The 26,697-nt window shown below is 74.2% G+C and carries 23 protein-coding genes and 2 pseudogenes; 13 read left to right on the top strand and 12 right to left on the bottom strand.

What is annotated here, in order from left to right; all coding sequences use genetic code 11:
• Positions 1–60 precede the first annotated feature (60 nt).
• Together ACZ6JS_RS34660 and ACZ6JS_RS34655 are read right to left on the bottom strand one after the other, a co-directional pair.
• Positions 61–4,977: a DNA-binding protein gene (locus ACZ6JS_RS34660; protein ID WP_469303965.1), complete on the bottom strand. Its 4,917-nt coding sequence runs from the start codon at positions 4,975–4,977 to the stop codon at positions 61–63.
• Positions 4,974–5,846 carry a DUF4132 domain-containing protein gene (locus tag ACZ6JS_RS34655; RefSeq protein ID WP_469303964.1) on the bottom strand — a complete coding sequence of 291 codons (873 nt, stop codon included), beginning with the start codon at positions 5,844–5,846 and terminating at the stop codon, positions 4,974–4,976. The genes ACZ6JS_RS34660 and ACZ6JS_RS34655 overlap by 4 nt, the downstream gene beginning before the upstream one ends.
• Before the next feature lie 204 nt (positions 5,847–6,050).
• Here ACZ6JS_RS34655 and ACZ6JS_RS34650 point away from each other — a divergent pair, with 204 nt between their 5' ends.
• Together ACZ6JS_RS34650 and ACZ6JS_RS34645 are read left to right on the top strand one after the other, a co-directional pair.
• Entirely contained in the window at positions 6,051–6,776 is a 726-nt protein-coding gene (locus tag ACZ6JS_RS34650) for a GmrSD restriction endonuclease domain-containing protein (RefSeq protein WP_469303962.1), read from the top strand.
• Positions 6,773–7,054: a hypothetical protein gene (locus tag ACZ6JS_RS34645; protein ID WP_469303961.1), complete on the top strand. Its 282-nt coding sequence runs from the start codon at positions 6,773–6,775 to the stop codon at positions 7,052–7,054. Before ACZ6JS_RS34650 ends, ACZ6JS_RS34645 begins: the two co-directional genes overlap by 4 nt.
• 169 nt (positions 7,055–7,223) lie before the next feature.
• On the opposite strand, the gene ACZ6JS_RS34640 is transcribed toward ACZ6JS_RS34645, so the two are convergent.
• The 3 genes from ACZ6JS_RS34640 to ACZ6JS_RS34630 all read right to left on the bottom strand — a co-directional run bounded on the left by ACZ6JS_RS34640 (position 7,224) and on the right by ACZ6JS_RS34630 (position 9,659).
• The gene (locus ACZ6JS_RS34640; protein WP_469303960.1) at positions 7,224–8,339 is read right to left on the bottom strand and encodes a YncE family protein; all 1,116 of its coding nucleotides are present in this window, start codon (positions 8,337–8,339) and stop codon (positions 7,224–7,226) included.
• Positions 8,336–8,953 carry an ankyrin repeat domain-containing protein gene (locus tag ACZ6JS_RS34635; protein WP_469303958.1) on the bottom strand — a complete coding sequence of 206 codons (618 nt, stop codon included), beginning with the start codon at positions 8,951–8,953 and terminating at the stop codon, positions 8,336–8,338. Before ACZ6JS_RS34635 ends, ACZ6JS_RS34640 begins: the two co-directional genes overlap by 4 nt.
• A 172-nt stretch (positions 8,954–9,125) precedes the next feature.
• On the bottom strand, positions 9,126–9,659 hold the full coding sequence (locus ACZ6JS_RS34630; protein ID WP_469303957.1) for a GNAT family N-acetyltransferase: 534 nt from the start codon (positions 9,657–9,659) through the stop codon (positions 9,126–9,128).
• A gap of 151 nt (positions 9,660–9,810) precedes the next feature.
• Between ACZ6JS_RS34630 and ACZ6JS_RS34625 the strand changes: the two genes are divergently transcribed.
• Positions 9,811–11,085 (top strand): sulfite oxidase, encoded by a 1,275-nt coding sequence (locus tag ACZ6JS_RS34625; RefSeq protein WP_469303954.1) that lies wholly within the window; start codon positions 9,811–9,813, stop codon positions 11,083–11,085.
• Positions 11,086–11,097: 12 nt separating this feature from the next.
• Here the strand turns inward: ACZ6JS_RS34625 and ACZ6JS_RS34620 are convergent, their stop codons facing one another.
• Positions 11,098–12,258: an alpha/beta hydrolase family protein gene (locus tag ACZ6JS_RS34620; RefSeq protein ID WP_469303953.1), complete on the bottom strand. Its 1,161-nt coding sequence runs from the start codon at positions 12,256–12,258 to the stop codon at positions 11,098–11,100.
• Between the two features lie 89 nt (positions 12,259–12,347).
• Complete coding sequence (locus ACZ6JS_RS34615) at positions 12,348–13,334, bottom strand: isopenicillin N synthase family dioxygenase (RefSeq protein ID WP_469303951.1); 987 nt, start codon at positions 13,332–13,334, stop codon at positions 12,348–12,350.
• Between the two features lie 240 nt (positions 13,335–13,574).
• On the opposite strand from ACZ6JS_RS34615, the gene ACZ6JS_RS34610 reads away from it, so the two are divergent.
• The 3 genes from ACZ6JS_RS34610 (at position 13,575) to ACZ6JS_RS34600 (ending at position 15,873) form a co-directional block, all read left to right on the top strand.
• Positions 13,575–14,348: a VOC family protein gene (locus tag ACZ6JS_RS34610; protein WP_469303969.1), complete on the top strand. Its 774-nt coding sequence runs from the start codon at positions 13,575–13,577 to the stop codon at positions 14,346–14,348.
• Positions 14,349–14,636: 288 nt separating this feature from the next.
• Positions 14,637–14,825, top strand: coding sequence for a DUF6381 family protein (locus tag ACZ6JS_RS34605; RefSeq protein WP_469303950.1), 189 nt, complete (start codon positions 14,637–14,639; stop codon positions 14,823–14,825).
• Between the two features lie 469 nt (positions 14,826–15,294).
• On the top strand, positions 15,295–15,873 hold the full coding sequence (locus ACZ6JS_RS34600) for a TIGR03086 family metal-binding protein (RefSeq protein ID WP_469303948.1): 579 nt from the start codon (positions 15,295–15,297) through the stop codon (positions 15,871–15,873).
• Between the two features lie 101 nt (positions 15,874–15,974).
• Here the strand turns inward: ACZ6JS_RS34600 and ACZ6JS_RS34595 are convergent, their stop codons facing one another.
• Complete coding sequence (locus tag ACZ6JS_RS34595) at positions 15,975–17,276, bottom strand: M64 family metallopeptidase (protein ID WP_469303968.1); 1,302 nt, start codon at positions 17,274–17,276, stop codon at positions 15,975–15,977.
• Positions 17,277–17,509: 233 nt separating this feature from the next.
• Between ACZ6JS_RS34595 and ACZ6JS_RS34590 the strand changes: the two genes are divergently transcribed.
• Complete coding sequence (locus ACZ6JS_RS34590) at positions 17,510–18,886, top strand: helix-turn-helix domain-containing protein (RefSeq protein WP_469303947.1); 1,377 nt, start codon at positions 17,510–17,512, stop codon at positions 18,884–18,886.
• On the opposite strand, the gene ACZ6JS_RS34585 is transcribed toward ACZ6JS_RS34590, so the two are convergent.
• A complete protein-coding gene (locus tag ACZ6JS_RS34585; RefSeq protein WP_469303946.1) occupies positions 18,849–20,372 on the bottom strand; it encodes an MFS transporter in 1,524 nt (507 codons plus the stop codon). The genes ACZ6JS_RS34590 and ACZ6JS_RS34585 overlap by 38 nt on opposite strands.
• A 37-nt stretch (positions 20,373–20,409) precedes the next feature.
• Entirely contained in the window at positions 20,410–20,991 is a 582-nt protein-coding gene (locus ACZ6JS_RS34580; protein ID WP_469303945.1) for a TetR/AcrR family transcriptional regulator, read from the bottom strand.
• A 107-nt stretch (positions 20,992–21,098) separates the two neighbouring features.
• Between ACZ6JS_RS34580 and rpmG the strand changes: the two genes are divergently transcribed.
• The 3 genes and pseudogenes from rpmG to ACZ6JS_RS34565 all read left to right on the top strand — a co-directional run bounded on the left by rpmG (position 21,099) and on the right by ACZ6JS_RS34565 (position 22,693).
• Entirely contained in the window at positions 21,099–21,263 is a 165-nt protein-coding gene (gene rpmG, locus ACZ6JS_RS34575) for a 50S ribosomal protein L33 (RefSeq protein WP_469303944.1), read from the top strand.
• Positions 21,264–21,295: 32 nt separating this feature from the next.
• Positions 21,296–21,544: a type B 50S ribosomal protein L31 gene (locus tag ACZ6JS_RS34570; RefSeq protein WP_469303943.1), complete on the top strand. Its 249-nt coding sequence runs from the start codon at positions 21,296–21,298 to the stop codon at positions 21,542–21,544.
• Positions 21,541–22,693 (top strand): annotated as a pseudogene (locus ACZ6JS_RS34565) (CobW family GTP-binding protein). The gene ACZ6JS_RS34570 and the pseudogene ACZ6JS_RS34565 overlap by 4 nt, the downstream one beginning before the upstream one ends.
• A 96-nt stretch (positions 22,694–22,789) precedes the next feature.
• Here the strand turns inward: ACZ6JS_RS34565 and ACZ6JS_RS34560 are convergent.
• Entirely contained in the window at positions 22,790–23,050 is a 261-nt protein-coding gene (locus ACZ6JS_RS34560; RefSeq protein ID WP_469303942.1) for a DUF6158 family protein, read from the bottom strand.
• 144 nt (positions 23,051–23,194) lie between these two features.
• Between ACZ6JS_RS34560 and ACZ6JS_RS34555 the strand changes: the two genes are divergently transcribed.
• Entirely contained in the window at positions 23,195–23,797 is a 603-nt protein-coding gene (locus ACZ6JS_RS34555) for a TetR/AcrR family transcriptional regulator (protein ID WP_469303941.1), read from the top strand.
• Between the two features lie 38 nt (positions 23,798–23,835).
• Positions 23,836–25,095 (top strand): annotated as a pseudogene (locus ACZ6JS_RS34550) (MFS transporter); the annotation flags it as partial.
• Here the strand turns inward: ACZ6JS_RS34550 and ACZ6JS_RS34545 are convergent.
• Positions 25,063–25,971: a LysR family transcriptional regulator gene (locus ACZ6JS_RS34545; RefSeq protein WP_469303940.1), complete on the bottom strand. Its 909-nt coding sequence runs from the start codon at positions 25,969–25,971 to the stop codon at positions 25,063–25,065. The pseudogene ACZ6JS_RS34550 and the gene ACZ6JS_RS34545 overlap by 33 nt on opposite strands.
• Positions 25,972–26,161: 190 nt before the next feature.
• Between ACZ6JS_RS34545 and ACZ6JS_RS34540 the strand changes: the two genes are divergently transcribed.
• Positions 26,162–26,695: a DUF6817 domain-containing protein gene (locus ACZ6JS_RS34540; protein WP_469303939.1), complete on the top strand. Its 534-nt coding sequence runs from the start codon at positions 26,162–26,164 to the stop codon at positions 26,693–26,695.
• Positions 26,696–26,697: the final 2 nt, after the last annotated feature.

Below are 26,697 nucleotides of genomic sequence, written 5' to 3'. Positions count from 1 at the left end.
CCGGCGCGGCCCACCGTGTCAGGTGGGCCGCGCCGGCCCCGCGTCGGGGTACCGGCCGGGTCAGCGGCGGCGGGCGCGGGTGCGCTTCACCTTGAGCTCCTGGAAGCGCGGGACGTCGCCCTCGCGGACCCGCTGCCAGGCCCTGCGGTAGAGCTCGGCGGCCGGTTCGGGCGGTGCCAGAACGCCCAGGAGGGGACGGGCGCCGGGGGTGAGGCCGTACATCGGCAGCTTCCACTGCTCCACCGGCAGTGCCGGGGAGGCCATGTCGGCCCACCCGCCGGGCAGGAACAGCGAGCGCCCGGCCCTGCTGCGGTCCGCCGACACCACCAGGTCGGTGGCGGCCAGTTCGGCGCGGGCGGCCTTGAGCCGGGCGGGCTTCCAGCCCGTCCACCGGGCGGTGTTGCGGTCGGTGGGGTCGGGCATGGCGAGGAGGGCAAGGTACAGGGCGGCCGCGTCGGCGCCCAGTCCGTGCGCGGCGCTCACCTCCTGCACCAGCTCGGGAACCGAACGGCTCGGGTCCTGCGGCCACCAGGTGCCGGCTGCGTCGGTCTCGCCGGCCGCGGGCGCGCCCGGGTCGGCGAGGAGTGCGGCGAAACGCGGGTCGTGGGCGGTCCGCAGGGCCCTCTCGGCCACGGACGGCTCCTGGTCGTCGCCGCGCAGCGCCGGCAGGTACGGGTCGGAGCCGGTGGAGTCCAGCAGTGCCGTACGGACCGCCGGCTTGGGCTGGTCGTCGTGGGTGGCCATGACGACCGCGCCGTAGCGCTCGTAGCCCTCGCCTGTCTCGGTCGGGGTGCCGGCGACCTTCCGGAAGTTCGGAAGGCTGGTGTAGTGGGCGATCTCCAGGAGCAGCTCGGGCGCGGCGAGCCGCTGCCGTACGGCGGTCAGTGCGGGCGGCAGGACCGCTCGCACCGGGTCCCCGGCCGGCAGCCGGTGGGCCAGCCACGCGCTCATGGCGAGGGTCGCGGTCAGGACCTGCGCGTTGAAGGGGTCGGTGACGGGCACGGCGGGCTCCACGTGGTCGCCCTTGACGATCCACGGCACGTCGACGGACAGCTCGCGCGAGGCGGCCGGGTCGAGCAGTGCGGCCAGCACGCGGTGGGCGGGCCATCCGCCGCGAACGGCCCGCGCGGCCTCGGTGGCCAGCCAGTCGGGTACGGGGGTGCGCCGGCCCACGCGCCGGTTCCACACCTCCGCGGCGGCCGCCACGTCGGGGCCCTCGCTCCACAGGCGCGCCGGATCGGCGGGCAGCAGGGCCGCGACCACGGCGCGCCGGACCTCCGCTCCGAGGGCCTTGAGCTCGTCCCGGGCGTAGGCGGCGTCGGTCGCCTTGACGCCGAGGGCGGTGCGCACCTGCGCGGGCAGGAAGTTGCGGTCCCAGCTGTCGATGTGCGGGAGTCCGGCGATCACCAGGCGGGCGAGGGCGCCGGAGACCCCGGTGAGCCGGGAGAACTCCTCGGCGGCCTCCGGGTGGAAGGGCACCGGGCCGTGCTCGGCGGCCGTGCCGAGGAAGGCGGTCAGCCAGCCGGGCTCCCGGTCCGGGTCGCCGAGGGGTGTCGCGCGGCGGACGGTGTAGGGGCCGGGGACGGTGAAGCGGCCGGTGGGGTCGTGGAGGAGGGCGCCGAACTCGTGTCCGTCGGGCACGGAGGTTCCGTGCTCGGTCACGGCGAGGACGGCTCCGCCGCCCAGGGGCAGCAGGCTGCGGTGGTGGAGGTTGCGGTGGAGGCCGTCGGGGCCGGTCAGGTGGGCCTGGCCGAGGTGGACCTGGACCTGGCGCCAGCTGCCGGCCGATCCCCGCGCCGAGGCCATGCCGAGGGCGTCCACCTGACCGAGCAGGGTGAGGAGGGCCTCGCGCTGTTCGTCGGTGGTCGTCGCGGCGACGGCCCGGTAGGCGGCGGCCGCGGGCTGGTCGAACAGCGGCGTCCAGGTGCAGCTGTAGTACGGGAGGGCGGGGGTGTCGAAGTGGAGCAGCCCGGGCATCCCGGCGGCGTCGCTCTCGGAGCGGGCGGCGCCGAGGAGGCTCAGGGTCCGGTGCGTGCCGTCGCTTTCGCCGTTGTAGCGGTAGTGGGTGTGCTCCAGCAGACCGTTGAGGGCGGCGCCGAGCAGCTGGTCGGCGGGGCCGAGCTCGCGCTCGTCCTGGGGGGCGGTGTCCGCGTCGAGGCGGGCCCCGATCGCGTCCAGGGCCTTCTGCTGGGTGAGGGCGAACCGCAGGACCTCGACGATGCCGCCGATCAGCTTCGGGTCGGTGACGCGTGGCAGGGCCGCGCTCACGGCGTCCGGCAGGTCGGTGACCTTCGGCGTGGCCGCGGCCGCCTTCATGAGGGCCCCGACGGTCTCGCGGTCGGCCGTGCGCAGCGCGGCCGAGCCCTCCGGGTCACGGGGGCGCAGCGCGTACCAGTGGGAGAGCGGCGGGAGGTCGACGCTGCCGGTGCTGAAGGGGGTGTCGTGGCGGTCGTTGCGGGTTTGGGCGGTGACGACGCCGTCGGGGTCGGTGAGGGCCAGTTCGCGCCAGCTGTGCGAGAGGGCGCGCGGGCGGTCGTCGCCCGGGAAGGTGAGGGCCGCGACCGGCTTGTCCCCGCCTTCGGGGACGGTGACGGTGCGTCCGCCGTTGTCGGTGCCGACCCAGCCGTTGTCGTGGAGGCGTACGGCGTGCCAGCCCAGGACGCCGTCGACGGGTGCACCGAGCACGGAGCCTTCCACGGTGGGCGTGGGGAGCAGCCGGCTGGAGTAGCCGGATGAAGCCCTGCCGCTGTAGGCCCTCATGGTGTCGGTGAAGAACGCGGGCGTGGAAGAGCGTCCGTAGGCGCCGCTCGCCGGGTCGTACTCGAGCCAGCCGCTGTCGTTGTCGTGGTCGCGCTGCCGCCACACCCAGTACGAGGTGCCGTCGGACAGGACCGGTCGCTCGTCGGGCAGCCGGGTGTCGCCGCGGTGCAGGACGCCGCCGCCGGTGGTGCGCCCGCCGCCGGGCAGCGGGAGGGAGAGGTGTTCGCTGCGCAGGGACCAGTAGTTGCGGTCGGAGTCCAGGGTGAAGACGGTGCCGGGCGAGGAGTGCCAGTAGCCCTCGATGCGGTTGGCGCTCCAGTCGGACCAGAAGACGAGCAGTTCGCCGTCGACGTAGTGGAATCCCATGCGGCGGTGGGAGCCGGCCGGGACGCGCAGGTCGTGCGTGAGGACGGTCGAGTCGGCGTCGATGACGCGGACCTGGGCAGCGTTGGCGACGATCAGGTACGGCCAGGCCTCGACGACGGTGAGGCCGTTGCGGTCCTTGCCGGGGGTGAGTTCGGCGACGGCGCTCTCCCAGGCGGGCCAGGCCAGCTCGTCGAAGAGGCCGCCGCGCAGGGTGCGGGCGAGGGTTTCCCCGAGGTCGGCGGCCGCCGCGGCGGCGACCTCCTCGGGGGCGAGCACCAGGGCCTCGACGGGCAGCCAGGTCAGCCGCTCGATCGCGTCGGGGACACCGGGCAGGCCCGCGGCGACGGAGGCGCGGGCGACTTCACGCATCCACTCGGCCAGCAGCGGTCGTGCCCCGGGCGAGGCGGCGATGTGGCGGACGATGTCGGCGCCGCCGCTGCCGAGGCCGTTCAGCGCCCGGCGGAAGGCGGGCTGGAAGCGTACGTCCGCGGCGACTGCGGCCAGGTCGCGGCGCTCGTCGCGGTCGGCCCAGTCGGACAGGTTCAGGGCGTCGTGCCGGTGCCGCTTCTCGTCTTCGTCGGGCGTGGCGACCGGGACTTCGAGGGTGAGCAGCAGGTCGAGGAGGTCGGCGTCCTGGACGCCGACCTGCAGGCCCGCCTCCCGCCCCGGCCGGTCGAGTTCGGCGCGCAGCCGCGGCGCGCAGCGCTCGACGATGTCGAGAAGGACCGGGTTGCTGGGGCGGCGGCCCCAGCCGGAGCGGCGGGCGGTGGAGAAGCGCTCGAGCCAGCCGGAGGTGCCGTCGGAGCAGCGCTCCTCCTCGGGCAGGCTGCCGTCGGCCAGTCCTGCGGTGGCGCCGGACTCCTCCAGTACGTCCAGCCACAGGTCGATCAGGTCGATGTCGCCGCCGGGCGGGGTCAGTCCGAGGAGCGTGCCGCGGACGGCGGGGACGCGGCGGGCGAGGGCGACGAGGGCGCCGCGGTGGGCCTTCCACCAGCCGAGCGCGGCGCGCAGGGTGGCGGGCAGGGGCAGCAGTTCGGCGAGGTAGTCCTGCTCGGGTTCGGTGCCGGTCAGGCCCGCGGCGCGGGCAAGGCGGCGCAGTTCGACGGCGGCCTGCGCGGAGGGTGGCAGGCCGCCCGCGGTGCGGCGTACGCACAGGCGCCGGAAGCGCTCGTAGGCCTCGGCGGGGCTGACGCGGACGGCCAGGGCCTTGCCGTAGCCGGCGAGCACCTTCACCGGCAGGGCGCCGGCCAGCGCGAATTCGAGGAAGACGGAGTCGAGGCGGTCCTCGTCGACGGGCAGGCCGTGCTGGGCCTCGGCGGTGCGGGCGCGGCCGAACAGCTGGGCGGCGTAGGTGGTGTTCTCGACGGCGAGGAAGATGCGCGCGGCCTGCTCGTGGAAGAGCGGCAGGAAATGCGGCAGGGAGGCGGCGAGGCGGTCGGCCAGTTCGGTGCACGCGTCGAGCGCGGCCTTCGGCTTGGTCTTGGCCTGGCGGGCGATCCGGTCGAGTTCGGGGACGACGGCGAGGGCGTGGTGGCCGTCCTCGGGGTGGTGCACGAGGACCCATTCGGGGAAGCCGAGCGCCTGGCGGCGGCTCAGGCCGACGACGGGCGGCTCGCCCTCGTCGCGCACGAGGCCCAGGAAGCCGGCGGCGAGGTCCTCGGCCGCTCCGAGTTCGGCGGCGGCGAGCCGGACGACGACGCGGTCCTCGTCGAGGCCGGGGTGGCGGTAGGTGCGGGCCGTCAGGCCGACGGCGTCGGTTCCGGCGCCGGTGGTGCCGTTGGGGAGTACGGCTCCCGCCTGCAGCAGCAGTTCGTTCTCGGTCGCCGCGGTGTCTCTCAGGTTCCTGCTCACGCGTCCCCGCCCTCCTCGATCTTGCGCCCGGCGTACAGTGCCGCGGCCATTCGCATTCCTTCGGACCAGGCCACCGGTCCGACCTTCGTCAGCGGTACCGCCCGGCCGTCCTCGTCGTGCCAGCTCAGGGCGCCGGTGGTGGTCTCGGCGTCGTAGTAGGGCTCGCCGATCCACACCGACGCCTCCGTGCCGGAGCCGGCTCCCGTGTCGCGGACCTTGCAGGTGGCGTAGCCGCCGGAGACCCGGTAGCCGAGGGCGGTCGCGCGGGCGGCGAGGCCGAAGCGGGTGGGGAAGACCCCGCCCGCGTAGTCGCGGACCTCGGTGGCGGTGGCGGAGACCTCGTCGGGCTTGCGCCAGGTGGCGCGGTGGATCTGCTCGACCTGCTGCACGATGCCCAGTTCGGCCGCGAACTCCCGTACGTCGTCCAGGTCGGGCAGCAGTACGGGGTGGGGCAGGGTCACCGTGCGCGGGGAGAGCCGTATGGTCTCGCCGTCGAGGTTGACCACCTTCAGCTCGCCGGACGCGGTGGCGTCCCGCAGGAAGCCCACCTCGTCGGGGTCGTCGCCGACGACGGCCAGGTCGCGCAGGGCGTTCTGCCAGGCCTCGTCGGGCCAGACCCGGGCCAGCAGTTCGGTCGGCACGGGCAGCGAGGACACCATCCAGCCGTCGACCTGGGCGACGCAGGCCGCCGCGTGGCGGTCGAGCCATTCGGCGAGCCGGCGCAGCCGGTCCACCTCGGGATGGTCCTTCAGCGCCTTGGGCAGCGTCTTCAACTGCCGTCCCGCTGCCCGGCCGGTGACGGACCTCGCCGCCACCCGCCCTTCCACCAGGGCGATCTCGTACCCCTCGCCCGCCGCCAGCCATGCCATCAGACTGTGCCCCTCCGCCTGTCCCGTACGTGTTTCCGCGCAGCCCTGACAGGGGGGAGCAAACCCCCCTGAGCTGCGGTATGTCGGGGAGACTAGCGAGAGCCACTGACAACGCCCGCCGGAGGGGCCTCTGTAGGTCGATTGTCCGGTTCTGGGTAGTCTTTCCCGGACAGTGGCGGAGCGGTACCGGCTCGGGGTGGGGTTATGGGACGTCAGATACGTGGACCGGGTGCGCTGGTGGCGGCCCTGCTGCTGGCGGCCGCGGCCGGATGTTCCGACCCGGAGGGGCCGGCCTCGCCGGGCGGCCAGGACGCGAAGCCTCAGCCGTCCGTCTCCCGGGCCGCGCCGCCGGCCGGGGCGCCGGACGAGGGGGACGTGCTGCCCGGCATGGTCACCACGGCCGTGGCCCGTGCACAACTGGCCGCGCTGAAGGTGGCTCCGGTGGGCACGATGGCCGGCTACAGCCGGGCCAAGTTCACGCACTGGGCCGAGCAGGGCAACAAGTGCGACACCCGCGAGACGGTCCTCGAGCGGGACGGCGCCGAGGTGAAGCAGGACGGCGAATGCCGGGCCGTGTCCGGGACCTGGAAGAGCCTGTACGACGGGGTGGTCGTCACCGACGCCGCCGCGATGGACATCGACCACATCGTGCCGCTCGCCGAGGGCTGGCGCTCCGGGGCGTCCGGCTGGGACGCCGCCCGGCGCAAGGCCTTCGCCAACGACCTGACCCGTCCCCAACTGCTCGCGGTCACCGCGTCCTCCAACCGGTCGAAGGGCGATCAGAGCCCCGACCTGTGGCAGCCGCCGGACCGTTCCAGCTGGTGCCGGTACGGCCGGGCCTGGACCACCGTCAAATCCGCCTACGAGCTGACCGTCACCGAACCGGAGAAGAAGATGCTCACCACGATGCTGGACACCTGCACCTCATGACCCGGGCGGACCAGTGGCAGGACGGGGTGCTCGCCGGCCCGGGCGGCGCCATGACCGACGAGGTCGGCGTCATCACCGGCCCGCTGACCCTGCGCACCACCGCGACCGCCGACGGGCTGGTCCGCTTCGACGTGCAGTACCAGGACGCCGACGAGTGGTACACGCTCACGGGCAGCCCCCGCCCCCACCACGGCGCTCCGGCCGCCCTGCACGCCGCGGCCCTCGCGGCGATCCGTTCGGGCGGCGCGGCCGGGGCCCCCGGCGGCGGACCCGTCTGAGGCGCGGCGGGCGCGGGCCTGATCGGGGCCGGGAGCGCCTAGGTGGTGCTCCCTGCCGTCCGGCGACGGGTGACGGCCGTCGGCCGGATGCCGTACCGGATGGCCCGGCGTCCGCCGAACCGCCCGCCCCCGGTGCTGGTTCCGGCGCGGCCGGTCCGCCTGAGACCGGTCAGAGCAGGGCGATGCCCAGGGGCCGGATGCCGGCGGGCAGTCGGCGGGTGGTGCCCGTGTCCAGGTCGACGACCGTGATGCCGTTCCAGTGGCCGTCGCGGGTGTAACCGCCCGTGACGTAAGCGGTCCGGCCGTCCCGGGAGACGGCGACGTCCTCGTGCGGGCCCTGCAGCGGCTGGACCCGCTCAGTGCCGTCCGGGGCCCGGACCGTCAGCGACGGGCCCTTGCCTTCTCCCGGCCGAACGGCCCCGGTACCGACCACCAGGAGCCGGCCGTCGGACGTGGCGGCGACCCCGTGCTGGTGGGTGTCGGCGGTCATCTGCTCGACCGTGGTGCGCCCGGTGCGCGGGTCCACCACCGCGAGCCGTTCACCCTCGAAGGGCAGCAGCAGCTTCCCGTCGGACGGGCGCACGGCCGTGTAGTGCGGCTTGAGCCAGGAGCCGAGGCCGCCCTCGGTTCCGTAGGGGGCCACCTCGATGCGGCGGGTGCTCAGGGTTCCCGCCGCCACGACGGTGACGTCGAAGGAGTCGTGCCCGGTGACGTAGACCTCGGCGCCGTCCCACGAGACGTCCACGTCGAAGGGGCGCCTGCCCACCGGTGCGACGGCGGTGATGTCCCCGCTCGCCGTGTCGAGGACCTCGAGGACGCCGGTGGCACCGGGGACGTTGACGCCGACGTACGCGCGTGCGCCGTCCGGCGACAGCGCGATGCCCATACCGCCTCCGCGGTATTCGCCGTCGGCGACCGGTCCGGTGGCCGTGCGGTACGGGATGCGGGCGACCCGTTCGCGGGTGCGGGTGTCGACGACGGCGACGCCTTCGGCCGTGGCCACCCATGCGCGGCCGTCCGCGCCGACGGCCAGGGCGTACGGGGCCCGGCCCACGGCGACGGAGGCGACCGCGCCGCGCTCCGGGTCCACGAAGGTGACCGTGTCGGCGCCGAAGTCCGCGGTCAGGAGCAGACCCTGCGGGGTCGGCGCGGTGGCCGGCAGCGGTGCGGCGGACGGCGCCGGGGCCGGTGCGGACGGCGTCGCGCCCGGGGTGCAGGCCGCGAGCACGGTCGCGGCCGTGAGCGCCACGAGGCCGGTACGGGTGTTCCGCGCCCGGCGGTTCACCGGTTCGCCCCGGACTGCGGCGCGGCCGCGCCCAGGATCCGCGCCATGCCCTCGAAGCCACGGCCGGCGGCGTGCTCGTACGGGGTCGTGCCCTCGGGGTCGGCGAGCAGCTGATCGGCGTCCGCCGCGAGGAGGATCCGGGCGACGTCCTCGTGGCGCGGGCCGCCGTCGCCGAGGAGCGCGGCCTCCGGCAGGGCGGGCCGGCCCGGCCGGTTGACGTGGTCGACGTCGGCGCCGGTCTCCTCCAGGAGGGCGCGCATGTACGCGGTGCGACCGCGCTCGGCGGCCGGGGGGAGGGGGATCCCGCCGAGCCTGTCGAGCGGTTGCAGGTGGGGGCGGGCGGGCAGCAGCAGGCGCATCATGCGGACGCTGCCGGTGACGCCGGTGATCGGCCGCGGGCTGTCCCCGTGGGGGTCCGTGGCGGGGATTCCGCTCCGGCGGCGACCAGGGCGGGCCCGGCCGGCCGGGTTGTCGCCGGGTGCGGCGAGCAGCAGCGGCGGGGGCAGCCGGTCGCTGCGGGACTCCACGGCGGCGTCCGCGGCGAGCGCCGCGCCCGCCGCGGCCTCGTCGCCTCGGCGGGCGGCGGTGAGGAGGGGTCGGTCGTGCGCGTTCATGGTGGCCCTCTCGGCTCCGGGGCGGGGAGGGCCGCGTACGCCCTCCCGCTCCCCCGGTCCATGCTCGCCGGGCCGCGGCCCGCGTCCGGTCCGCCCGTCGGCGGGAACCGTCGGGCGGACCGGACGACCCCCGGGTCCTCCGATCGGCTGACGCGGGACTGCCGTGGCCCGGTCAGGCCTCGTACTGCGTGAGGTCGATGCCGTGGATGTGGACGGCGTGCCCGTGGCGGGGGTCGGTGGTCTCGCGTTCCCGCACCATGTCCAGCTTGCCGATCACGTTCTCGGAGGCGGCGTCGCCGAGCCGGTTGACGGCGACGACGCGGCCCAGGCCGCGGTCCTGGAGTGCGAACTCCAAGGTGGCGTGGGCGGCTTCGGAAGCGTAGCCCTGGCCCCAGTACTGGCGGCCGAGCAGCCAGCTGATCTGTACGTCGGCCCGGGCGTCCGGCAGGTCCTCGAGGACCGAGAGGCCGACGGCCCCGATGAGCTCGCCGGAGCCGAGGAGCTCGACGGCGAAGATCCCGAAGCCCTCCTCGTCCCACTCCTCCTGCCAGCGCTCGATCGCCTCGGCCGTCTCGTCGAGACCGAGGGTGGAGCCGTCGCCGATCCAGCGCATCACCTCCGGGTCGGCGTGGATCTCCGAAAGGGCGACGAGGTCGTCGTCGGTCCAGAGGCGGAGGAGGAGGCGGGGGGTGCGGATCTCGGTCATGCCCCCCATCCTGCCGAAATTCGCGGGACCAGCGGTAATCGGCCGTTGCGGCGGTGTTGCGGGTTCATGGCCATCGGCCGGGGAAGCTTTCCGCGGTTCGCCCCGGGCCCTTACGGTCCGTCGGGAGCCTCGACCAAGGAGTGACCCTGCCATGCCGCACGATCTGTCGGACGAGAGCCACTACGACCGCACGCGCCTGCGGCAGTGGGCCCGCGGCCGCGCCCGCTCCGCCGGGGTGGACCGCCGCGACCTGCTGAAGCTGTTCGCGGTGGGAGCCGCGGCCGGATCCCTGGGCGTGGCCGGGGGCGGTACGGCCGCTGCCGCCCCGGCCGCGGGGGCGGACGCCGCGCCGGGCATCGTCAAGCCGCTGCCTCCCGAGCTGTTCACGATCCGCGGGACGAACGCGGAGACGAACTTCGCGTCGTTGCGGGGCACGGGCCATCTCACCCCCATCGACCGGTTCTTCGTCCGCAACCACACCTCCACCCCTCGCGTCGACGCGGGTACGTGGCGGCTGAAGGTGTGGGGCGACGGGCTGTCGGGCGGCCCGGTGGAGTTCTCGTACGAGCGGCTGCGGGCCCTGCGGGCGGTCGAGCGGACGCTGTTCATCGAGTGCGCGGGCAACGGCCGGAACTTCTACTCCACACAGCAGGGCCAGCCGGTCACCGGCACGGCCTGGACGCTGGGTGCGATCGGTGTCGGGCACTGGCGCGGGGCGCGGCTTTCGGACGTACTGCGGCTGGCCGGCGTGGCCCCGGGCGCGGTCGACGTCCTGCCGCGCGGGCTGGACGACGAGGTGGTGGCGAACGGGGTGAACCTGGGCCGGGTGCGGCGTCCGCTGCCGGTGACGAAGGCACTGGACGACGTCCTGCTCGCCTACGAGATGAACGGGCGTCCGCTGCCGCCCGACCACGGCGGTCCCGTCCGCCTGGTGGTTCCGGACTGGGTGGGGATCTCGTCGATCAAGTGGGTCGGTGACATCGAGGTGAGCGGCGAGGCGCTGTACTCGCCGTGGAACACCGACATGTACCGGCTGTTCGGGCCCGGGCAGCCTGCGGAGGGCGGCGCCCCGCTCACCCGGCAGACCCTCAAGAGCGCCTTCGAGCTGGAGCTGGGCGCCACCGTTCCCGTGCACCGGACGCGGCTGCTGACGGGTCGGTCCTGGTCCGCCGCCGCCCCCGTGACCCGTGTCGAGGTCAGCACGGACGGCGGCGGCCACTGGCGGCGCGCCCGGGTGCACGACTCCCCGCGGCGGGGTGGCTGGGTGCGCTGGTCGGTGCCGTGGACGCCCCGGACGACGGGTGCTGCCGCGTTGCTGGCCCGGGCGAGCGACGCGAGCGGGCGCACCCAGCCGGAGACGGCGGTTTACAACACGCAGGGCTATCTCTTCGACGCGGTGGTGCGCCACCCCGTCACGGTGGTCTGACCCCACCTGCGGCTACGGGGTGTGGAAGCGGACCTCCGGTGCCTCGGCGGACGGGCCGTCCAGGACGGGCCGGGACTCTCCCCGCAGGTGCCGGTCGAGGAAGGCGCCGACGTAGCGGCGGGTCAGCTCGACGGAGCGGTCGCCGGGCAGCGGGGCCTCGGGGTCGTCGAGGCCCAGCTGTTGGCCGATCGACGGGAAGTCGCTGAAGGTGAAGTGACCCGATCCGTCGAAGGTGATCCAGCGCTTCCAGCCGTCGAGCAGTGGCCAGTCCCGGTCCCAGCTCGTGTTGCCTCCGGGGCCGCGGTCCTGGGCGCCGAGGAGCAGGAAGGGACGGCCGCCGAGTCCGGTGGCGGGTACCGGTGTGGCGTTGCCGCCGTCCATGTTCACCCCGGCGCGGATCCTCGGGTCGGTCGCCATCGCGGCGATCGCCGAGGCGCCGCCGATGGAGTGGCCCGCCATCGCGATGCGGCCGCGGTCGATCAGGCCGGCGTGGCGCCAGACGGGGTGGGGGCCGGTGAGCCGGTCGAGGAGGAAGGACACGTCGCGGGCCCGGTTGCCGCTGACCGCCTGCATCCCGGTCTCCTTGGCCTTGTCGCAGGCCAGGCAGGTGAGGACGCGGCCACCGGGGAAGGCGGTCCCGACGCTCTCGTACGCGTGGTCGACCGCGGCGACGACGTAGCCGCGGGAGGCCAGGTCCTCGGCGAGCGCGGTGAGGGTGGCGCGGTGGACGGTGAAGCCGGGTGAGAGGACGACCAGCGGGTAGCGGCCGACGACGGGACGGGCGCAGGTGCGGGAGGCGCTCGCGGTACCGGTGAGGGTCTCGACGGCGACGGCCTGGTCCAGGTCCCTGTCGGCGAGCAGCAGCCGGGCCTCCTGGCGGGTGAGGTAGCGCGCGGCGCCGCCGGTGTCGCGCCGCGCCGGGTAGCGCATGGTGACCATCAGTTCGCGCGGCCCGGACCCGGCCCAGGGGTCGGTCCGGGTGCGGTCCACCAGGTGCAGGTCCTCCCGGCCCACCGCGAACCGGCCTGTGGGCCGAGGGAGTTCGACCGCGGTGCGGTTGTGTTCGGCCGCGGCCGGGGAGTCCGCCGCGACGGCGGTGCCGGCGCCGGCGAGCGGGATCGGCAGGAGCAGGGCGAGTAAGGCGGCGGCTGCGGCTGTTCGGTGTCGAGTCATGGGAGCGACGGTATGCACCGCGGCCGGGCGGGTCGTCGCCTTGCCGGTGGATCCGGCCGTAGCCCCCGAGGAGGGTTTCGCGTCCTTCCTCACTCCGAAGTATGAATACCCGCGGGGACGGTGATGGCCTGGAGCTTCTCCCTCAGGTAGGTGTGGGAGTCGACGGGGTCGTGCACCACCCGGCCGATGGGGGCGCGGAGGGATTCCACTCGGGTGTGCGCGTCGCATTCGTAGAAGTAGACGAGGGAGATCAGTTCCTCGGCTGGGGTGTCGGCGGGTGGGGGCAGTACGCGGTGGCGGCCGGCCCGCCATCGGTCGCCGGTCCAGCGGGCCATCAGGTCGCCGATGTTGACGGTGAGCGCGGCCGGGTCGTAGGGGGCGTCCTGCCAGCCGCCGGCGTCGGTGTGGATCTGGAGCCCGCCCGAGCCGAGCTGCCGGTCGAGAACGGTGACCGTGCCGAAGTCGGTGTGGGCGCCGATGCGGAACTGGCCCGGCAGGGGCGCGCCGACGGTCTCGGTGCCGGGGTACCAGTTGAGGTTGAACCCCCAGGTGGGGTGTCCGGTGTGGCGGGTGAAGTGGTCCTCGGGGAGTCCGAGGGCGGTGGCGAGGAGTTCCAGCAGCTCGTCGGAGAGGGCCCGCATCCGGGCGAGGTACTCGGTCACCAGGGGCCGCAGCTCCGGCACCTCCCGCGGCCAGGTGTTGGGCCGGAACCACTCGGCGTCCACGACGGGGTCGCCGGTCGGTTCGTCGGCCGCGAACGACCAGGACTCCTTGAGGTCGGGCGGTGAGGCGGCCCCTTCCGCGTAGCTGTTGGCCTCCGCCCCGGGTCCCAGCCAGCCCCGCCCGCCGACGGTGACGGCGTACGGCTCCTTCAGGGCGGTCGGCAGCCGGAAGAACGCGCGGGCCGACTCCCGGATCCGGGCCGGCAGCGAGGGGTCCACGCCGTGGCCGGTCACGAGCAGGAATCCGGCCGCGCGCAGGGCCTCGTCCACGCGGGCGGCGGTATCGGCCCGTGCATGCGGTCCGCCGGACCGCCATGGCCCGAGATCGATCACGGGTACCTGGGATCCGGCCATGGGAGACCTGCCTTCCGACGCTGCGTGCTGGTGTCCGGGAGCGAGGCTATCGCCGCGCACGACCGGACGGGATCGACACGGAAAGTGATTCCTGGCCACTTTGTGTGCGCACCGGTGACCGCCGAACGCGATGATCGTCACGATAAGGACCAGAATGGAACGACGGATGCCTCAAGGACGGAGCGTACGGTGGAGATTTCGACGCGGGAGGTCTTCGGGGCGCCCTGCTGGGTCAGCCTGATGACGCGCGACCTCGAGACGGCCCAGCGCTTCTACCGTGCGGTGGCCGGGTGGCGGTTCCGGCCGGCCCGCCTCGGCGACGCGTTCTCGGTGGCCTTCCTCGACCGTGTCCCGGTGGCGGGTATCGGGGCGCTGGCCGCGGATCTGGGGGTGGCGGCGGCGTGGACCCCGTATTTCGCAGTGGACGACGCCGATGTGGCGGTGGACCGCATCCGGGAGCGGACGGGCACCATCGCGGTCGGCCCGGTGTCCTTCGAGTCGGGCGGCCGCGCGGCGCTCGTCGCCGACCCGGACGGCGCTGTCTTCGGGATCTGGGAGGGCGACGTGGCCGCGGACTGGCGGGCCGGGAAGGGTCCCCTGCCGGCCTGGCTGGAACTGCGTACCCGGAACGCCCTCGACGCGGCGATGTTCTACGGCGCGGTACTGGAATGGGCCACCGACCGACCGGGCTGCTGCGCGGTGTCCTACGAGGAGGACCAGGTCGTCCTGCGGCAGAACGGCGAGCCGGTCGCCCGCCTGAACAGCGGTCCCGTCGAGCTCGCCGCCTATTCCCCGCACACCCGGCCGCGCTGGCACGTGCACTTCCGCGTGCCCAGGCTCCGGCCGGCGATCGAGGCGGCCGTCATGCTCGGGGGCCGCATGGTCTCGGACATCACCGCGAACGCCGCGGAGCGATGGGTGACGCTCCGCGATCCGGACGGGGCGCTTTTCACGCTGACCACCGACGTCGGGGCGGATTCGGACGAGGACCTCGCCCGGCCCGGCCTGCGCTGACCGGACGCGCGACGCAGCCGGGTGCCAGGGCGGGCCGGAGCAGAACGGCGGTGACGATCTCTCCGGCTGCCGGTGGGAATGCGGCATGCCCCGGCGGGGTCGGTTCGGCTCACCACCACAGGTTCTCCGACCGTCCGTGCACGGGCATCCGCGGACGGCCATTCGCGGCGGGCGGACGCTGCGGGCGGGCGCTGCGGATCACCTTCGGTGACCGTTCGAGATGCGGGTGTACGACAGTGCTGGTTCGCTGAATCCGCCCGCTCTCCCCCACCGATCCAAGGAGCGATCATGAGCGTTTCAGGCGAGTCCCGCGGCCGGTCCCAGCAGATGCGCACGAAGGCCCAGGAACTGAACGAGGCCGCCGAGCGGTCCACCGATCCGGAGGAGCGCCGCCGGCTGCAGGAGAAGGCCCGCCGCCTCCAGGAGCAGAGCGAGCAGGAGAGCCGGATGGACGACCGGGGCATGGACCCCATGTAGCCCGCACCCCTCCGCTCCCACCGCGCACCGCGCACCGGCCGGTGTCCGCCGCGATCCCCCGTCGCCGCGGCCTCCGGCCGCCGTGCGCCTCCGGCGGGTCCCGCTGCCGGTACGAGGCGTCCCCGCCGTCGCAGTGACCGGCCGAGGGGGTACCGCAGGGGGTGCGGGCGACCCGCCTTCGGCCCTCCTCCTCGTGTTCCCGCTCGAGGTTGTCGTCCCGTCCGGGCGTGCGGACGACGGCGAACCGGTCGCCGCCTGCCGTTGTCACCGAAGCGGAGCAGGGTCGACTGCTTGCGGACGAGGACCCGTTCACGGCAGGCGCCGTCGGCGGTCCGCCCCGTCCCCCCAGGAGGCGACGGAGGCGAACTCACCCCGGACCTGTGAGGAACCACTCGGAGAAAGGCCGGACGTCCCGTGCGGCGCCGATCTATGGTGGCGGTCCGATGCCGGAACCACGGGAGGGCGACGGATGACCGTCGACGGTTTCGAACTGCTCGCCGACGCACACGGCTACCTGCTCACCGCCGTCCGCGGCGTCCCCGCCGGAGCGTGGGGGGATCCGACGCCGTGCACCGAGTGGACGGTGCGTCAGGTACTGAACCACGCACGCCTGGACCAGCAGGCGCTGGTCATGCAGATCACGGGCGTCGCACCGGCGAGCGACCCCTTCGAGCCCGCCGACACGACCGCCGACGACCCGGTCGCGGAACTGGCGGCGGTACTGGGGTCCACTGCGGCGGCGTGGGAGTCGAGGAGGGACGACGAGAGCGTACCCACCCCGATGGGGCCGCTGCCGGCCGGTGTCGGCGCGGCCGCCGCGGCGCTCGACGCCGGCCTCCACGCCTGGGACATCGCCCGGGCCACCGGTCAGGACCTGCCGCTGACCGAGGGGATGGCCGAGGCCCTGGAGGACATCGCGGCGAGGATCGTCGACTTCGTCCGCGACTCCTTCGGCAAGTACGCGCCGCCGCTGGCCGTCCCGGAGGGGGCGAGCCGCGCGGAGCAGCTCCTCGCGTTCACCGGGCGGGACCCCCGCTGGTCGCGCTGACCCCTGCGGTGCGGAACACACACCCCACGAACACCGCCGAGCCACCGCGGAACGTGTTCACCCGCCCAGAGTGGACAAGGGCCGCTCAAGGCCCGGGCCGCCTACAGCCGGACCTTCCATTCCACCGTGGAGCGGAGGGCGCGGATGGTCTTCGGGTCGCGGACCGACGGGGTGCGGTCCTCGGCCGTCACCGACAGGCGGTGGGTCCGCAGGTCGAACAGCCACAGTTCCGCCACCGACACCTCGGTGCGCCCCTCGAACCGCTTCAGTTCTCTGCCGTCCAGGTACCAGCGGACCACCAGCTGCCTGCCGTCCGCTCCGGACAGCTTCGGGACCGCCGCCTTCGCCTTGTCGCGCAGCCGCAGAGTCCGGTCCGTGGGCGTGACCGGCGTGGCGATCCGCGCGTGCTGGTAGAACCCGGCGATCATCGCTTCGACGCCGGGCAGGTTGAAGGGCTTGCCCAGGACCCGCATGAGCGAGTTGTCGGTGGGCCGGTACAGCCCCGTCACGTAGTAGTTGCCGCCTTCGTACGCCCCGACCGTGCCGCCGTCGGGCGACTCCTCGCCGAGCCAGCGGTACCACTTGGCCCGCTGTGCGGCCATCCGGTCGGCGGTCAGGCCGGAGCTGTTGGACTCGCCGGGTTCGGGCCCGGTGTACTTCTCGTAGTCCGGCACGCCCGGGTAGAAGTACTCGTCGGCGAGCTTGCCCAGCGAGTGGCCGGTCTCGTGGATGGCGACCTGGCCGGACTTCGGGTGGCCGGCCGACGCGGTCGATATCCCCTCGTAGCCGAGGGTGGCGCTGGGCTCGTTGTAGCCCGCTCCCCCGTACTTCGCACTGTTGGCCAGGACGATGACCAGGTCGGCTTCCGGCGCCTTCGCCACGTACGCGTCGACCTTGGGCTGGTCGATGCAGAGCAGCCGCTCGATGTCCCCGCACCAGAAGTACGAGCCGAGGGCGGTGTCGCGGACGGTCGCCGGGTCGGGGTCGCCGGAGACGCCCGATTCGCGCGAGACCGCGTCGACCGTCCAGACGTTGAAGAGCCCGCGGTACGTGGTGTAGGGCTCCACGGCGGCCACCTCGGCCCACTTCTGCTCGGCGTCCGCGTGGAACCGCGGCAGTTCGGCCGCGGTGTAGCCGTCGCCGATGACGACGACGTCGAGGCGGTCCGCGGTGGAGCCGTTGTCGATCATCTTGGTGACCTCGCCGTCGGCCGACCGCTCGGCCTCCGTGAGCCGGCCCCCACTCTTCGCGGGGCTGCCGGCCGCCGGCACCAGGGCGTGTCCTGATCCGGCGTCGCCGCCCTGTTCGGGGCCGGGGATCTCGACCTCCACCCGGGGCGCGGCCGGGTCGGCCGCGGCGTCCGCCGGACCTGCCGCCACGAGCGCGGCGCTCGCGCAGACCATGGCGAGTGCCGCCCGCAGCGCCGTGCGCACGGCCGGACGCCGCGCCGGACGCCTCGCCGCCCGTCCGATGACCGCACCTGTGACCGGATCCATGAAGTCCACCCCCGGGAAAGGAAGTTAAGCAGATTGATAAACGCAGTGAATCGGTTGCTTAAACTAGGGGGCGCGCGGGAGGTGCGCAATGGCGTACTCCGGCTGAATACTGGGGAGTTCGAGCAACCAGGGGGTATTCCATGGACGAACCGGGCGAGATCGGCCGCAGGGTTCAGCGGCTGCGCGTCGAACGCGGCTTGACCCAGAAGCAGTTGGCGCACCCCTCGTACACCTCTGCCTACGTCTCCACCCTGGAGTCGGGCAAGGTGCGCCCTTCCGAGACCGCGCTGCGCTTCCTCGCCGGGCGCCTGGGCACCTCGTACGAGGAGCTGGCCACCGGACGCCCGGCCCACCTGGCCACCGAGCTGCGGCTCGCCCTCACCGATGCGCAGCGCACGCTCGCCACCGGCGCGGCGGACGAGGCCGCCGTGCACTACCGCAGGCTGCTCGCCGAGGCGGAGGAACTCGGGTTCGTCCCCGAGCAGGCACAGGCCCGCCTCGGGCTCGGCGAGTGCGCACTCGAGGCCGGTGAACTACCGGACGCGATCGGCCACTTCGAGGAGGCCGAGCGACTCCTGGCCGACGAGCCGCTGACGCGCCGGGCCCGGCCCGTGCGCGGCCGGGCCGTGGCGCACCTGCTCGCCGGCGAGCTGCGCTACGCCTGCTACCTCCTGGAGTCCGCCATCGACGAGCTGGGCGCGAGCGGCCTGGCCGATCCCGACGCGCTGGTCCTGCTGCACGCCGCGGTGATCGGCCCGTACATGGACATGGGTGCCCACGCGCGCGCCGCCCACTCGGCGGAGCTCGCGCTCGCCCTGGCACCGCAGGTCAGTGATCCGGCGCTGGTGGCGGGCATGCACCGGCAGGTGGCGCGGACCTTCCTCGCCGAAGGCCGGATGGCCGACGCCGACACCTCCCTGGCGAAGGCGCAGGCGATCTACGGCCACTTGCAGCTGACCACGGATCTGGCGCACTGCCACTGGATGCGCGGCTATGTGCTCGCGCAGAACGGTGAACTCGGCTCGGCGGAGCGGGAGCTGCGCACGGCCCGGGACATGCTGTCGGCCCGGCGGGCCGGTCTCTACACGGCCCAGGTGGAGGTGGAGCTGGCCGACGTGCTGCGCCGGATGGGCCGGCACGAGGAGGCCGCGGGGCTGCTCGCGGCGCTGCTGGAGCTGGGCACCAGCCACGGCGCCGTGCACGCCGGCGGAGCGCACCGTCTCCTCGGCCTGATGGCCGAGGAGCGCGGCGAGACGGAATCCGCCGAGGAGCACTACGTCCAGGCGCTGGCGCTGCTGGAGCGCAGCGGGGCGACGGGCGATCTCGCCGACCTGTGTCGGCTCCTGGGCGACCTGCTGCGGCGTACGGGCCGGGTCGAGGCGGCCATGGACGCGTACCGTACGGGTCTGGGGCACCGGGCGGCACCGGGCACCACCACCCTGGGCCCGGCGCCCACGGCCGCGTTCCGGCCCGCCCGGGTCAGTGGTTCTCGGTGGGACGCAGATCGCGAGGAATGAGCGCCCAGGTCGTGGCCGCGGCGGCGACGGCGAGGCCACCGGCCATGAGGAACGCCGGGGTGATGGCGAGGGTGTAGGCGTGCGAGGCGGTGTCGAGCAGGGCCTGGCCGACGGCTCCGCCGAGGCGTTCGGCGATGTGCGCGGCCTCGCCGACGGAGTCCCGTGCGGCGGCCGCGGCGGGGCCGTCCAGTTCGAGGGCGGGCAGGTTGCCGCGGTAGAGCGCGGCTGCGGTGGAGCCGAGTACGGCGACACCCATGGCGGAGCCGAGTTCGTAGCAGGTCTCCTCGATGGCGGCGGCGCTGGAGACCTCGGCGGCGGGCGCGGCGGCGACCAGCGTCACCGATGCCACGGTGGTGGCGATGCCGGCGCCCAGGCCCATGACGGTCAGGGCGGCCGCGAAGGCCGGATAGCCGAGGTCGGTGAACTGCTGGAGGGTCCACGGCAGGGCCATACCCGTGGCCAGGACGACGAGTCCGGCGCCGAGCACGTGGCGGATCGCGAAGCGCCGCATCAGCCAGGGGGCGACCATCGAGGCGGCGATCAGGGCGAGCGGGGCCGGCAGCAGGCGCAGTCCGGCCTCCAGCGGAGTGTAGCCCTCGCCGTACTGGAACCACTGGGTGACCAGGAACAGGATCGCGCCCATGCCCACCATGGGCAGGAAGATCGCGGTGGCGGCGACGCTGAAGGCGGGCTTGGCGAACAGCCGTACCTGGAGCAGGGGGTTGTCGAGCCGGGTCTGGCGGCGGACGAAGACGGTCAGCGTGACGGCCGCGACGAGGAGCAGCGCCCAGGGCAGGGGGTCGGCCACTCCGCTCTTGCCGAGCTGCTTGATGCCGCCGGCGAGGGTGAGCATGCCGACGACGGACTGCCCGACGCCCCACCAGTCCCACGCGCCGGTGCTGCGCGGGGAGCGTGATTCGGGCAGGTAGCGCAGGCCGGCGGCGACGATGACGGCGGTGACGGGCAGGTTGAGGAGGAAGGCGGAGTGCCAGCCGTGGTCCTGGACCAGGAGGCCGCCGACGACCGGGCCGAAGGCCATGCCGCCGCCGAAGACGGCGGCCCAGACGGCGAGGGCGAAGGCGCGCTCCCCGGCATCGGTGAAGACGGTGCGCAGGATCGAGACGGTGGCCGGCATGATGGCCGCGCCGCCGATGCCGAGGAGGGCGCGGGCCGCGATCAGGTGCCACGCCTCGTTGGCGAACACGGCCATGAGGGAGGCCGTCGAGAAGATACCGAAGCCGGTCATGAGGAGCCGTTTGCGGCCCCAGCGGTCGCCGAGCGCACCCGCGGTGACCAGCAGGCCGGACAGGGCGAGCGCGTAGACGTCGATGATCCACAGCTGCTGTACGGCGCCGGGCTGGAGGTCGCCGACGAGCGAGGGGAAGGCCACGTTGAGGATCGTGGTGTCCATGGAGATGAGCAGGAGGCTGCCGGAGAGTATCGCCAGGACGATCCACCTGCGGGCGTCCGGCGCGGGGGTGTGCATGGGGTTCCGTTCGGTGTCTGTACGGGTGAGGAGCCGGTCAGGGTGCGGGAGGGCCGGCGGGGGGCCGAGCGAGGGGCCGCGTCCCGCTGAGGAAGGAGGTCAGGACCAGGTGGCCGATCTGGCGGGAGGCGAGGTGCCCGTCGCGTACGCCCTCGGCGGCGGCGTCGAGGAGTCCCCAGAGGGAGTACCAGATCCAGTACGGCGGGAGGTCGCCGCGCAGGCGCCCCAGTTGCTGGCCCAGGGCGAGGAAGGCGAGGGCCCGCCGGTCCTGACGGTCCACGCCGGCCCGGAATGCGGGGTCCGCGAGCACGGTGGCGTCACGTGAGGTGAAGCCGTAGAGATGGGCGGCGGGCATCAGCGCGACGACCAGTTCCTCGAGGGCGGCGTCGAAGGCGTCGGCGTCGGCCGTCTGGGCCAGGTCCAGGGGTGCCAGGCAGCCGTCGACCACCTCGATCGCCCGGACCGCCACGGCTTTCAGCAGGGCTTCGCGGGTCGCGTAGCGGCGGCTCAGAGTGGCGCGGCTGGTCCCGATGCCGGCGGCGATCTGGACCATCGAGGCGCTGTGATCCCCGGCGAGGACACGGGCCGCGCCGTCCAGCAGTTCTTCTTCGTTCAGCATTTCGAGCCTCCTCAGCCTCGAACGATACAAGTTTGTCTCACTCGAGGCAAAGGAGGCCCACCTGGGGTGGTTATTGAAAATGGGCATCATTTCCATATACTGACCGCATGGCACGCACCGAAGTACGTCCGCTCGTCAGGCTCCGCTCCACCGCCGGAACCGGGCACACCTACGTCACCCGCAAGAACCGGCGCAACGACCCCGACCGGATGGTGCTGCGCAAGTTCGACCCCGTGGTCCGCCGGCACGTCGACCACCGCGAAGAACGCTGAGCCCCCGCCCCTCCCGCCTCAAGGACACCGCCATGCAGTCCGGGATCCACCCCGCCTACGGCCCCGTCGTCTTCCGCGACAAGGCCGCCGACTTCGCCTTCCTCACCCGCTCCACCGCCACCGGCGACAGGACGGTCGAGTGGGAGGACGGCAACACCTACCCCGTCATCGACGTCGAGATCTCCTCGCAGAGCCACCCCTTCCACACCGGCACCGCCCGCGTCCTGGACACCGCCGGCCGCGTCGAGCGCTTCCAGCGCCGCTACGGGAGCAGGCCGTGAACCTGCCCGTCGTCATCGTCGGCGGCCTCCACCGCGACGCCCGCCGACGTGTGGTGCGGGAGCTGCTCGACACCGTGCCCGGCAGTGCGGTCCTGCACCACGACCTGTCCACGGTGGCGGCCGGCACCGTACGGCGCCTCGTGCGCGACGCCTCGGGCGAGCTGTCCCGCGGCGAGGTCCCGCTCGTGGGCGGCTGCGCCTGCTGCGCACTCCGCCAGGACCTGCTCCCGCAGCTATGGCGGATCGCGGCGGACGGGCGGGTCCGGCTCGCTGTCGTGGAGCTGTGGGACTCCGTCGAACCCCGTGCGACGGCCGAGCTCGTCGCCGCGCACGGCGGTGACGCGCTGGAGCTGACCAATGTCGTCACCGCCGTCGACCCGGCCCTCGTCCTGCCGTACCTCGCCAACGGGGACGACCTGGCGGAGGCCGGCCTGGCCACGGCCGCGACCGACCGGCGGACCGTCGGGGACACCTGGGCCCGGCAGCTCGAGTACGCACCCGTCCTCGCGCTCGTCGACGCCGCGGCCGCGAGCGCGCAGGACCGCGCCCTGCTGGACCAGCTCCACCCCACCGCCCGCCGGGCGCAGACCGGGTGCGGCGGAGGTGAGCTGGCCCGGCTCGCCCTCGCCGGGTTCGACACGGAGGCGGCGGCCGCCGCCCAGCATCCGGCGTGTGCGCTCCTGCCGCAGGACGCGGACGAGGCCGGGGTGGCCACCCTGGTCTGGCGCCGCCGGCGGCCCTTCCATCCGCAGCGGCTGCACGAGGCGCTGGAGGACCTCGCCTGCGCGGCCGCCCGCAGTCGTGGGCGGTTCTGGCTCGCCGACCGCGCCGACACACTGCTGGCCTGGGAGGGCGCCGGCGGCGCGCTCTGCGTGGAGAGCGGCGGCCCGTGGCTGGCCTCGCTCCGCCGATGCCGCGTGGGAGATGGTTCCTCCCGCGCGCAGGGCGGCCGCCGCCCTGGCCTGGCACCCCGAACACGGCGACCGCTGCCAGCACCTGGTCTTCACCTCTCCCGGCCTCGACCGCGAGGAACTGACCCGGGTGCTGGAGGGCTGCCTGCTCACCGACGAGGAGTACGCCGCCGGCCCGGAGGCCTGGAAACACCTGGAGAGCTCCTTCGGAGCCTTCCTCGATCGGCCCGCGCCCTGACCACCGACCTGGCCCCGGTCCGGCACGCGCAGCAGGGCCGCACGGCCGCCTTCGTCAAGAAGATCACCCCGCGGGCGAAGGAACGCAACGCCCCAATCACAGAGGCTGGTCCTTGTGCTCGCCGTCGGTGCGGGCGCGGGCGCCCGAGCGGGTGCGGGAGGCGGTCTGGGCCCTTTGGGGATGGCGGCGCACGTACTCGTGCTCCAGCTCGTTCATCCGCTTGGTATGGGTGACCAGGGCGTCGTCCGACCCGTGCAACAGGGTCTCGTGGCGCGTCCGGTGGATGGCCTCCAGTTCCTTGAGCAGCCGGCCTTCCTCCAGGTTCCGCGCCGACGGACCGCCGTCGTGCTCCGTCATGACACGTGCACCTCCTCCTCGGACCCCCGCCCACTCCATCATCCTCCGCGCGGCGCCCCGCGTCCCGCCGGCGGCCGCAGCCCCGGCCCGCCCCGCGGACAGGGAGAGTAGACACTGTCTACCCACCCTGGTAGACAGGGGCCCATGGACGGGGAACGACCTTTGCGGGAACGGCTGATCGACGTCGGCGCGGAACTCGTCGCGAGCGAGGGCACCGGCGCCCTGGGGTTGCGGGAGATCGCCCGCCGGGCCGGGGTCTCGCACGGCGCGCCGCGCCGCTACTTCCCCACCCACCACTCGCTGCTGTCGGCGATCGCCCGGCGCGGCTTCGCCGATCTCGGCGAGCGGGTCGCCGCGCCTGAGGCCGCGGCGGGGCTGTCGTCGCCGCGGGAACGGGTGCGGGCGATCGGGCGCGCCTATGTCGGATACGCGCTGGAGAACCCGGGGATGTTCGAGCTGATGTTCCGGCACGACCTGCTGGACAGTGCGGGCCGAAGCCTGTCGGGCGAGCCGCGGCTGCGGGATTCGACGCTCCCGCTGTTCGCCCTCCTCGTCGCGCTCGTCGGCCGGTGCGGGGCGGCCGACCCCCGTGTCACCGCAGCCGCGCTGTGGGCCGGCCTGCACGGGGTGGCGCAGCTGTGGCGCTGGGGCAGCCTGCCGCTGGTCCTCGGCGAGGACCCGGTCGTGGGCGTCGAGCGGCTGGTCGACGCCGTCGTAGACGCACACCTCGGGGGTGGCCCCGCGTGAGACGGCGGACGTCGCTGCTCGTCAGCGTGGCCGGCGCGATGCTCGTCGCGCTCGACGGCACCGTCCTGACGGTGGCGCAGCCGAGTTTGGCCCACGATCTCGGCGCGAGCGTCGCGCAGGTCCAGTGGACCAGTACGGCATACCTGCTGGCGGTGGCCGCCTTCCTGGTCCTCGCCGGACGGCTCGGCGACCGGTACGGGCACGCCCGGCTGCTGTTCGTCGGCGTGCTCGGCTTCGCCGCGGCGTCGGCGGGCATCGTCCTGGCGCCCGGCGTGGGCTGGGTCATCGGACTGCGCGCCGTGCAGGGCGTGTTCGGTGCGCTGCTCCAGCCGGCGACGCTGGCGCTGCTGAGGCTCGCGTATCCGCCCGACCGGCTGGCCACGCCGGTGGCCGTGCGGACGAGCGCGATCGGCGCCGCCGCCGCGGCCGGTCCGCTCCTGGGCGGTCTGCTGGTCGCCCAGTGGGACTGGCGGGCCGTGTTCGTGCTCAACGTGCCCGTCGCCGTGGTGATCGCCGCGCTGACGCTCGCCGTACGGGCCCCCGCGCCGCCGTGCCGCGCGGATGCGGGGCGGCTGGAGCTCGGTGGCGCGGCGCTGCTCGCCACGGCCCTCGCGGTGTTCGTGCACGCGCTGGTCGGCGTGCCGGAGTACGGGTGGACGGGAACGCCGACGCTGCTGGGGTTCGCGGGCGCCGCCGGGCTGGGGGTGCTGTTCGTGGGCCGTGAACGGCGCTCGTCGCTGCCGCTCGTCCCGTCGGCCGTGGCCGGGGCCAGGGCGGTGGCGGCTTCGATGGCTTTGCTGCTGGTGGTCTCCGCGGGCATGTTCGGGGCGCTGTTCACGGCGACGTTCCGGCTCCAGGACGTCCAGGGGCTGGGCGCGCTCGACACCGGACTGCGGGTGCTGCCGCTGACGGCGGTGATGGTTGCGGGGGCTCCGGTGGCGGGGGTGGCACTGCGCCGGTTCGGGCCGCGCCGGACCGCGCTGACCGGTACGGCGCTGGTCGCCGCCGGGATCGCGGGGCTGGGCTCCGCGTCGGGGCCGGCCTTCGCGGTGCTCGGCGCCGGCTTCACCACCGTGATGGTCACCGCCACCGGGGCCGTGGTCGGCGAGGCCCCGGCCGGGTACGCGGGGGTCGTCGGCGGGCTCAAGCAGACGGCCATGAACGTGGGTCCGGCCCTGGGCATCGCGGTCGCCGCGGGCGCCGGGGTGCACGGGCCGTCGCTGATGGCCCTGGCGGTGCTGGCCGCGTCCGGTCTGGCCGCGGCGTCACTGCTGCCCGGCGGCGCGCGCCCGGCAGCTGCGGGCGACCTCGTCGGCGAAGACGAGGGCCGGCGGCGCGAGGGCCGCCCAGCGGCGGACCGCCCAGCCGACGGCGAGCGGCGGCAGGTCGGGAACGGGCACCAGGCGCAGCGGGCCGTCGGATCCGGGGACCTGCCAGCCGGGCAGCGCGGGCACGACGGCGTGGCCCAGGCCTAGTTCGGCGAGCAGCAGGGCCGTGTCCCAGTCGGCCACGCTGGTGTCGGAGCGCACGCGGATGCCGGACTCGGCAAGGGCGGCGTCGAGGTGGGCGCGGGAGGCGGAATTCTCCGGCAGCCGGATGTGGCGGACGCCGGCGAGGTCGGCGGGGGTGAGGGCGGTTCGGCCTGCCAGGGGGTCGTCGGCGCCGACCGCGAGCACCCAGGGCAGTTCCATGACGGGGCGCTGCTCGATGCCGCGGACGGGGGCGCCGATGGTGATCCAGGCGAGGTCGAGGTCGCCGGCGGCGAGGGCGTCGAAGCAGCTGCGGCTGGAGTTCTCGGTCTGGAACTCCAGACTCACTTCGGGGTGGCTGCGGCGGAAGGAGACGACGGCCTCGGACATGAAGTGCCGCACGGTCGTCGCGCCGGTGGTGACGCGCACGGTGCCGCCCCCGCCCCGTACGAGGTCCTCGACGCAGCGCAGGGCGCCGTCGAGGCCGGCGATGCCGTCGGCGGCGGCCGCCTGGACGATGCGGCCGGCCTCGGTGGGCACGACACCGCGGGCGTGCCGCTCCAGGAGGCTGGTGCCGGTCCGCTTCTCGAGGCGGCGGACGTGCTGGCTGACGGCGGACTGGGTGCAGCCCAGGTCGCGCGCGACGGCGCTGAGGCTGCCGGCGCGGCATACGGCCACGAACACGCGGAGGTCGTCGAGGGTCATGAAACCCAAGATATTCCTTGGATCTGGGGAGTAAACAGGAGGATTGACTTGGGTCTTGGGGTGGATCAAGATCGATGCAGGGCCCGGGCGGCAACCCGTCCCCGCCGTCGCCACGGGGTCCGGACCCCCGGCGACAGGTGTGGACGGGTGCCGACCCACCAACCACGAACCCCATCGGGGGAGGTTTTCCGTGTCGGACCGTGCCGTCGCATGGCTGCGTGAGCTCGGTGCGCAGGACGTCGCCCACCCGGGCGGGACCCTCCTGCTGCACCTGGAGCGCGTACGGGGGCTGCTCGCGTCCTGGGGTGCGCGGCCGGCCCTGCAACGGGCGGGCCTGTGCCACGCGTTCTACGGCACCGACGGATTTCCCACCGCTCTGCTGCCGCTCGCCCGGCGCGCCGAGCTGGCCGCGGTGATCGGCGAGGAGGCCGAGTCGATCGTGTACCTCTACGCCGCCTGCGACCGGGCGGCTTCCCATCCGACGCTCGACCGTGCGGAGGCGGCGTTCCGGGACCGGTTCACGGGCCGGGTCCACTCCCCTTCGGAGCGGTCGCGGCGGGACCTGGCCGAGCTGGCGGCGGCCAACGAACTCGACCTGGCTCGGATCGATCCCGCCTTCCGGGAGGTGTACGGCGGCGAACTCCTCTCGCTGTTCGGCCGGTTGCGGGGGCTGCTGAGCGAGTCGGCCTGGCGGGAGTGCCGGGCCGTGCTCGGCGACGGGTAGGG

It is taken from the genome of Streptomyces sp. NPDC046349, assembly GCF_055587885.1.
The sequence above is the reverse complement of the archived record's forward strand: the minus strand, read 5'-3'. Positions and strand labels throughout refer to the sequence as shown.

Excerpts from the sequence above, each read along its gene's own strand:
- ACZ6JS_RS34650 (WP_469303962.1), top strand. The coding sequence starts at position 6,051 with ATGGGACGTCAGATACGTGGACCGGGTGCGCTGGTGGCGGCCCTGCTG.
- ACZ6JS_RS34610 (WP_469303969.1), top strand. The coding sequence starts at position 13,575 with ATGACGCGCGACCTCGAGACGGCCCAGCGCTTCTACCGTGCGGTGGCC.
- ACZ6JS_RS34655 (WP_469303964.1), bottom strand. The coding sequence starts at position 5,846 with ATGGCATGGCTGGCGGCGGGCGAGGGGTACGAGATCGCCCTGGTGGAA.
- ACZ6JS_RS34635 (WP_469303958.1), bottom strand. The coding sequence starts at position 8,953 with ATGAACGCGCACGACCGACCCCTCCTCACCGCCGCCCGCCGAGGCGAC.
- ACZ6JS_RS34595 (WP_469303968.1), bottom strand. The coding sequence starts at position 17,276 with ATGGTCTGCGCGAGCGCCGCGCTCGTGGCGGCAGGTCCGGCGGACGCC.
- ACZ6JS_RS34600 (WP_469303948.1), top strand. The coding sequence starts at position 15,295 with ATGACCGTCGACGGTTTCGAACTGCTCGCCGACGCACACGGCTACCTG.
- ACZ6JS_RS34585 (WP_469303946.1), bottom strand. The coding sequence starts at position 20,372 with ATGCACACCCCCGCGCCGGACGCCCGCAGGTGGATCGTCCTGGCGATA.
- ACZ6JS_RS34615 (WP_469303951.1), bottom strand. The coding sequence starts at position 13,334 with ATGGCCGGATCCCAGGTACCCGTGATCGATCTCGGGCCATGGCGGTCC.
- ACZ6JS_RS34590 (WP_469303947.1), top strand. The coding sequence starts at position 17,510 with ATGGACGAACCGGGCGAGATCGGCCGCAGGGTTCAGCGGCTGCGCGTC.
- ACZ6JS_RS34560 (WP_469303942.1), bottom strand. The coding sequence starts at position 23,050 with ATGACGGAGCACGACGGCGGTCCGTCGGCGCGGAACCTGGAGGAAGGC.
- ACZ6JS_RS34545 (WP_469303940.1), bottom strand. The coding sequence starts at position 25,971 with ATGACCCTCGACGACCTCCGCGTGTTCGTGGCCGTATGCCGCGCCGGC.
- ACZ6JS_RS34605 (WP_469303950.1), top strand. The coding sequence starts at position 14,637 with ATGAGCGTTTCAGGCGAGTCCCGCGGCCGGTCCCAGCAGATGCGCACG.
- ACZ6JS_RS34630 (WP_469303957.1), bottom strand. The coding sequence starts at position 9,659 with ATGACCGAGATCCGCACCCCCCGCCTCCTCCTCCGCCTCTGGACCGAC.
- ACZ6JS_RS34580 (WP_469303945.1), bottom strand. The coding sequence starts at position 20,991 with ATGCTGAACGAAGAAGAACTGCTGGACGGCGCGGCCCGTGTCCTCGCC.
- ACZ6JS_RS34570 (WP_469303943.1), top strand. The coding sequence starts at position 21,296 with ATGCAGTCCGGGATCCACCCCGCCTACGGCCCCGTCGTCTTCCGCGAC.
- rpmG (WP_469303944.1), top strand. The coding sequence starts at position 21,099 with ATGGCACGCACCGAAGTACGTCCGCTCGTCAGGCTCCGCTCCACCGCC.
- ACZ6JS_RS34645 (WP_469303961.1), top strand. The coding sequence starts at position 6,773 with ATGACCCGGGCGGACCAGTGGCAGGACGGGGTGCTCGCCGGCCCGGGC.
- ACZ6JS_RS34620 (WP_469303953.1), bottom strand. The coding sequence starts at position 12,258 with ATGACTCGACACCGAACAGCCGCAGCCGCCGCCTTACTCGCCCTGCTC.
- ACZ6JS_RS34555 (WP_469303941.1), top strand. The coding sequence starts at position 23,195 with ATGGACGGGGAACGACCTTTGCGGGAACGGCTGATCGACGTCGGCGCG.
- ACZ6JS_RS34625 (WP_469303954.1), top strand. The coding sequence starts at position 9,811 with ATGCCGCACGATCTGTCGGACGAGAGCCACTACGACCGCACGCGCCTG.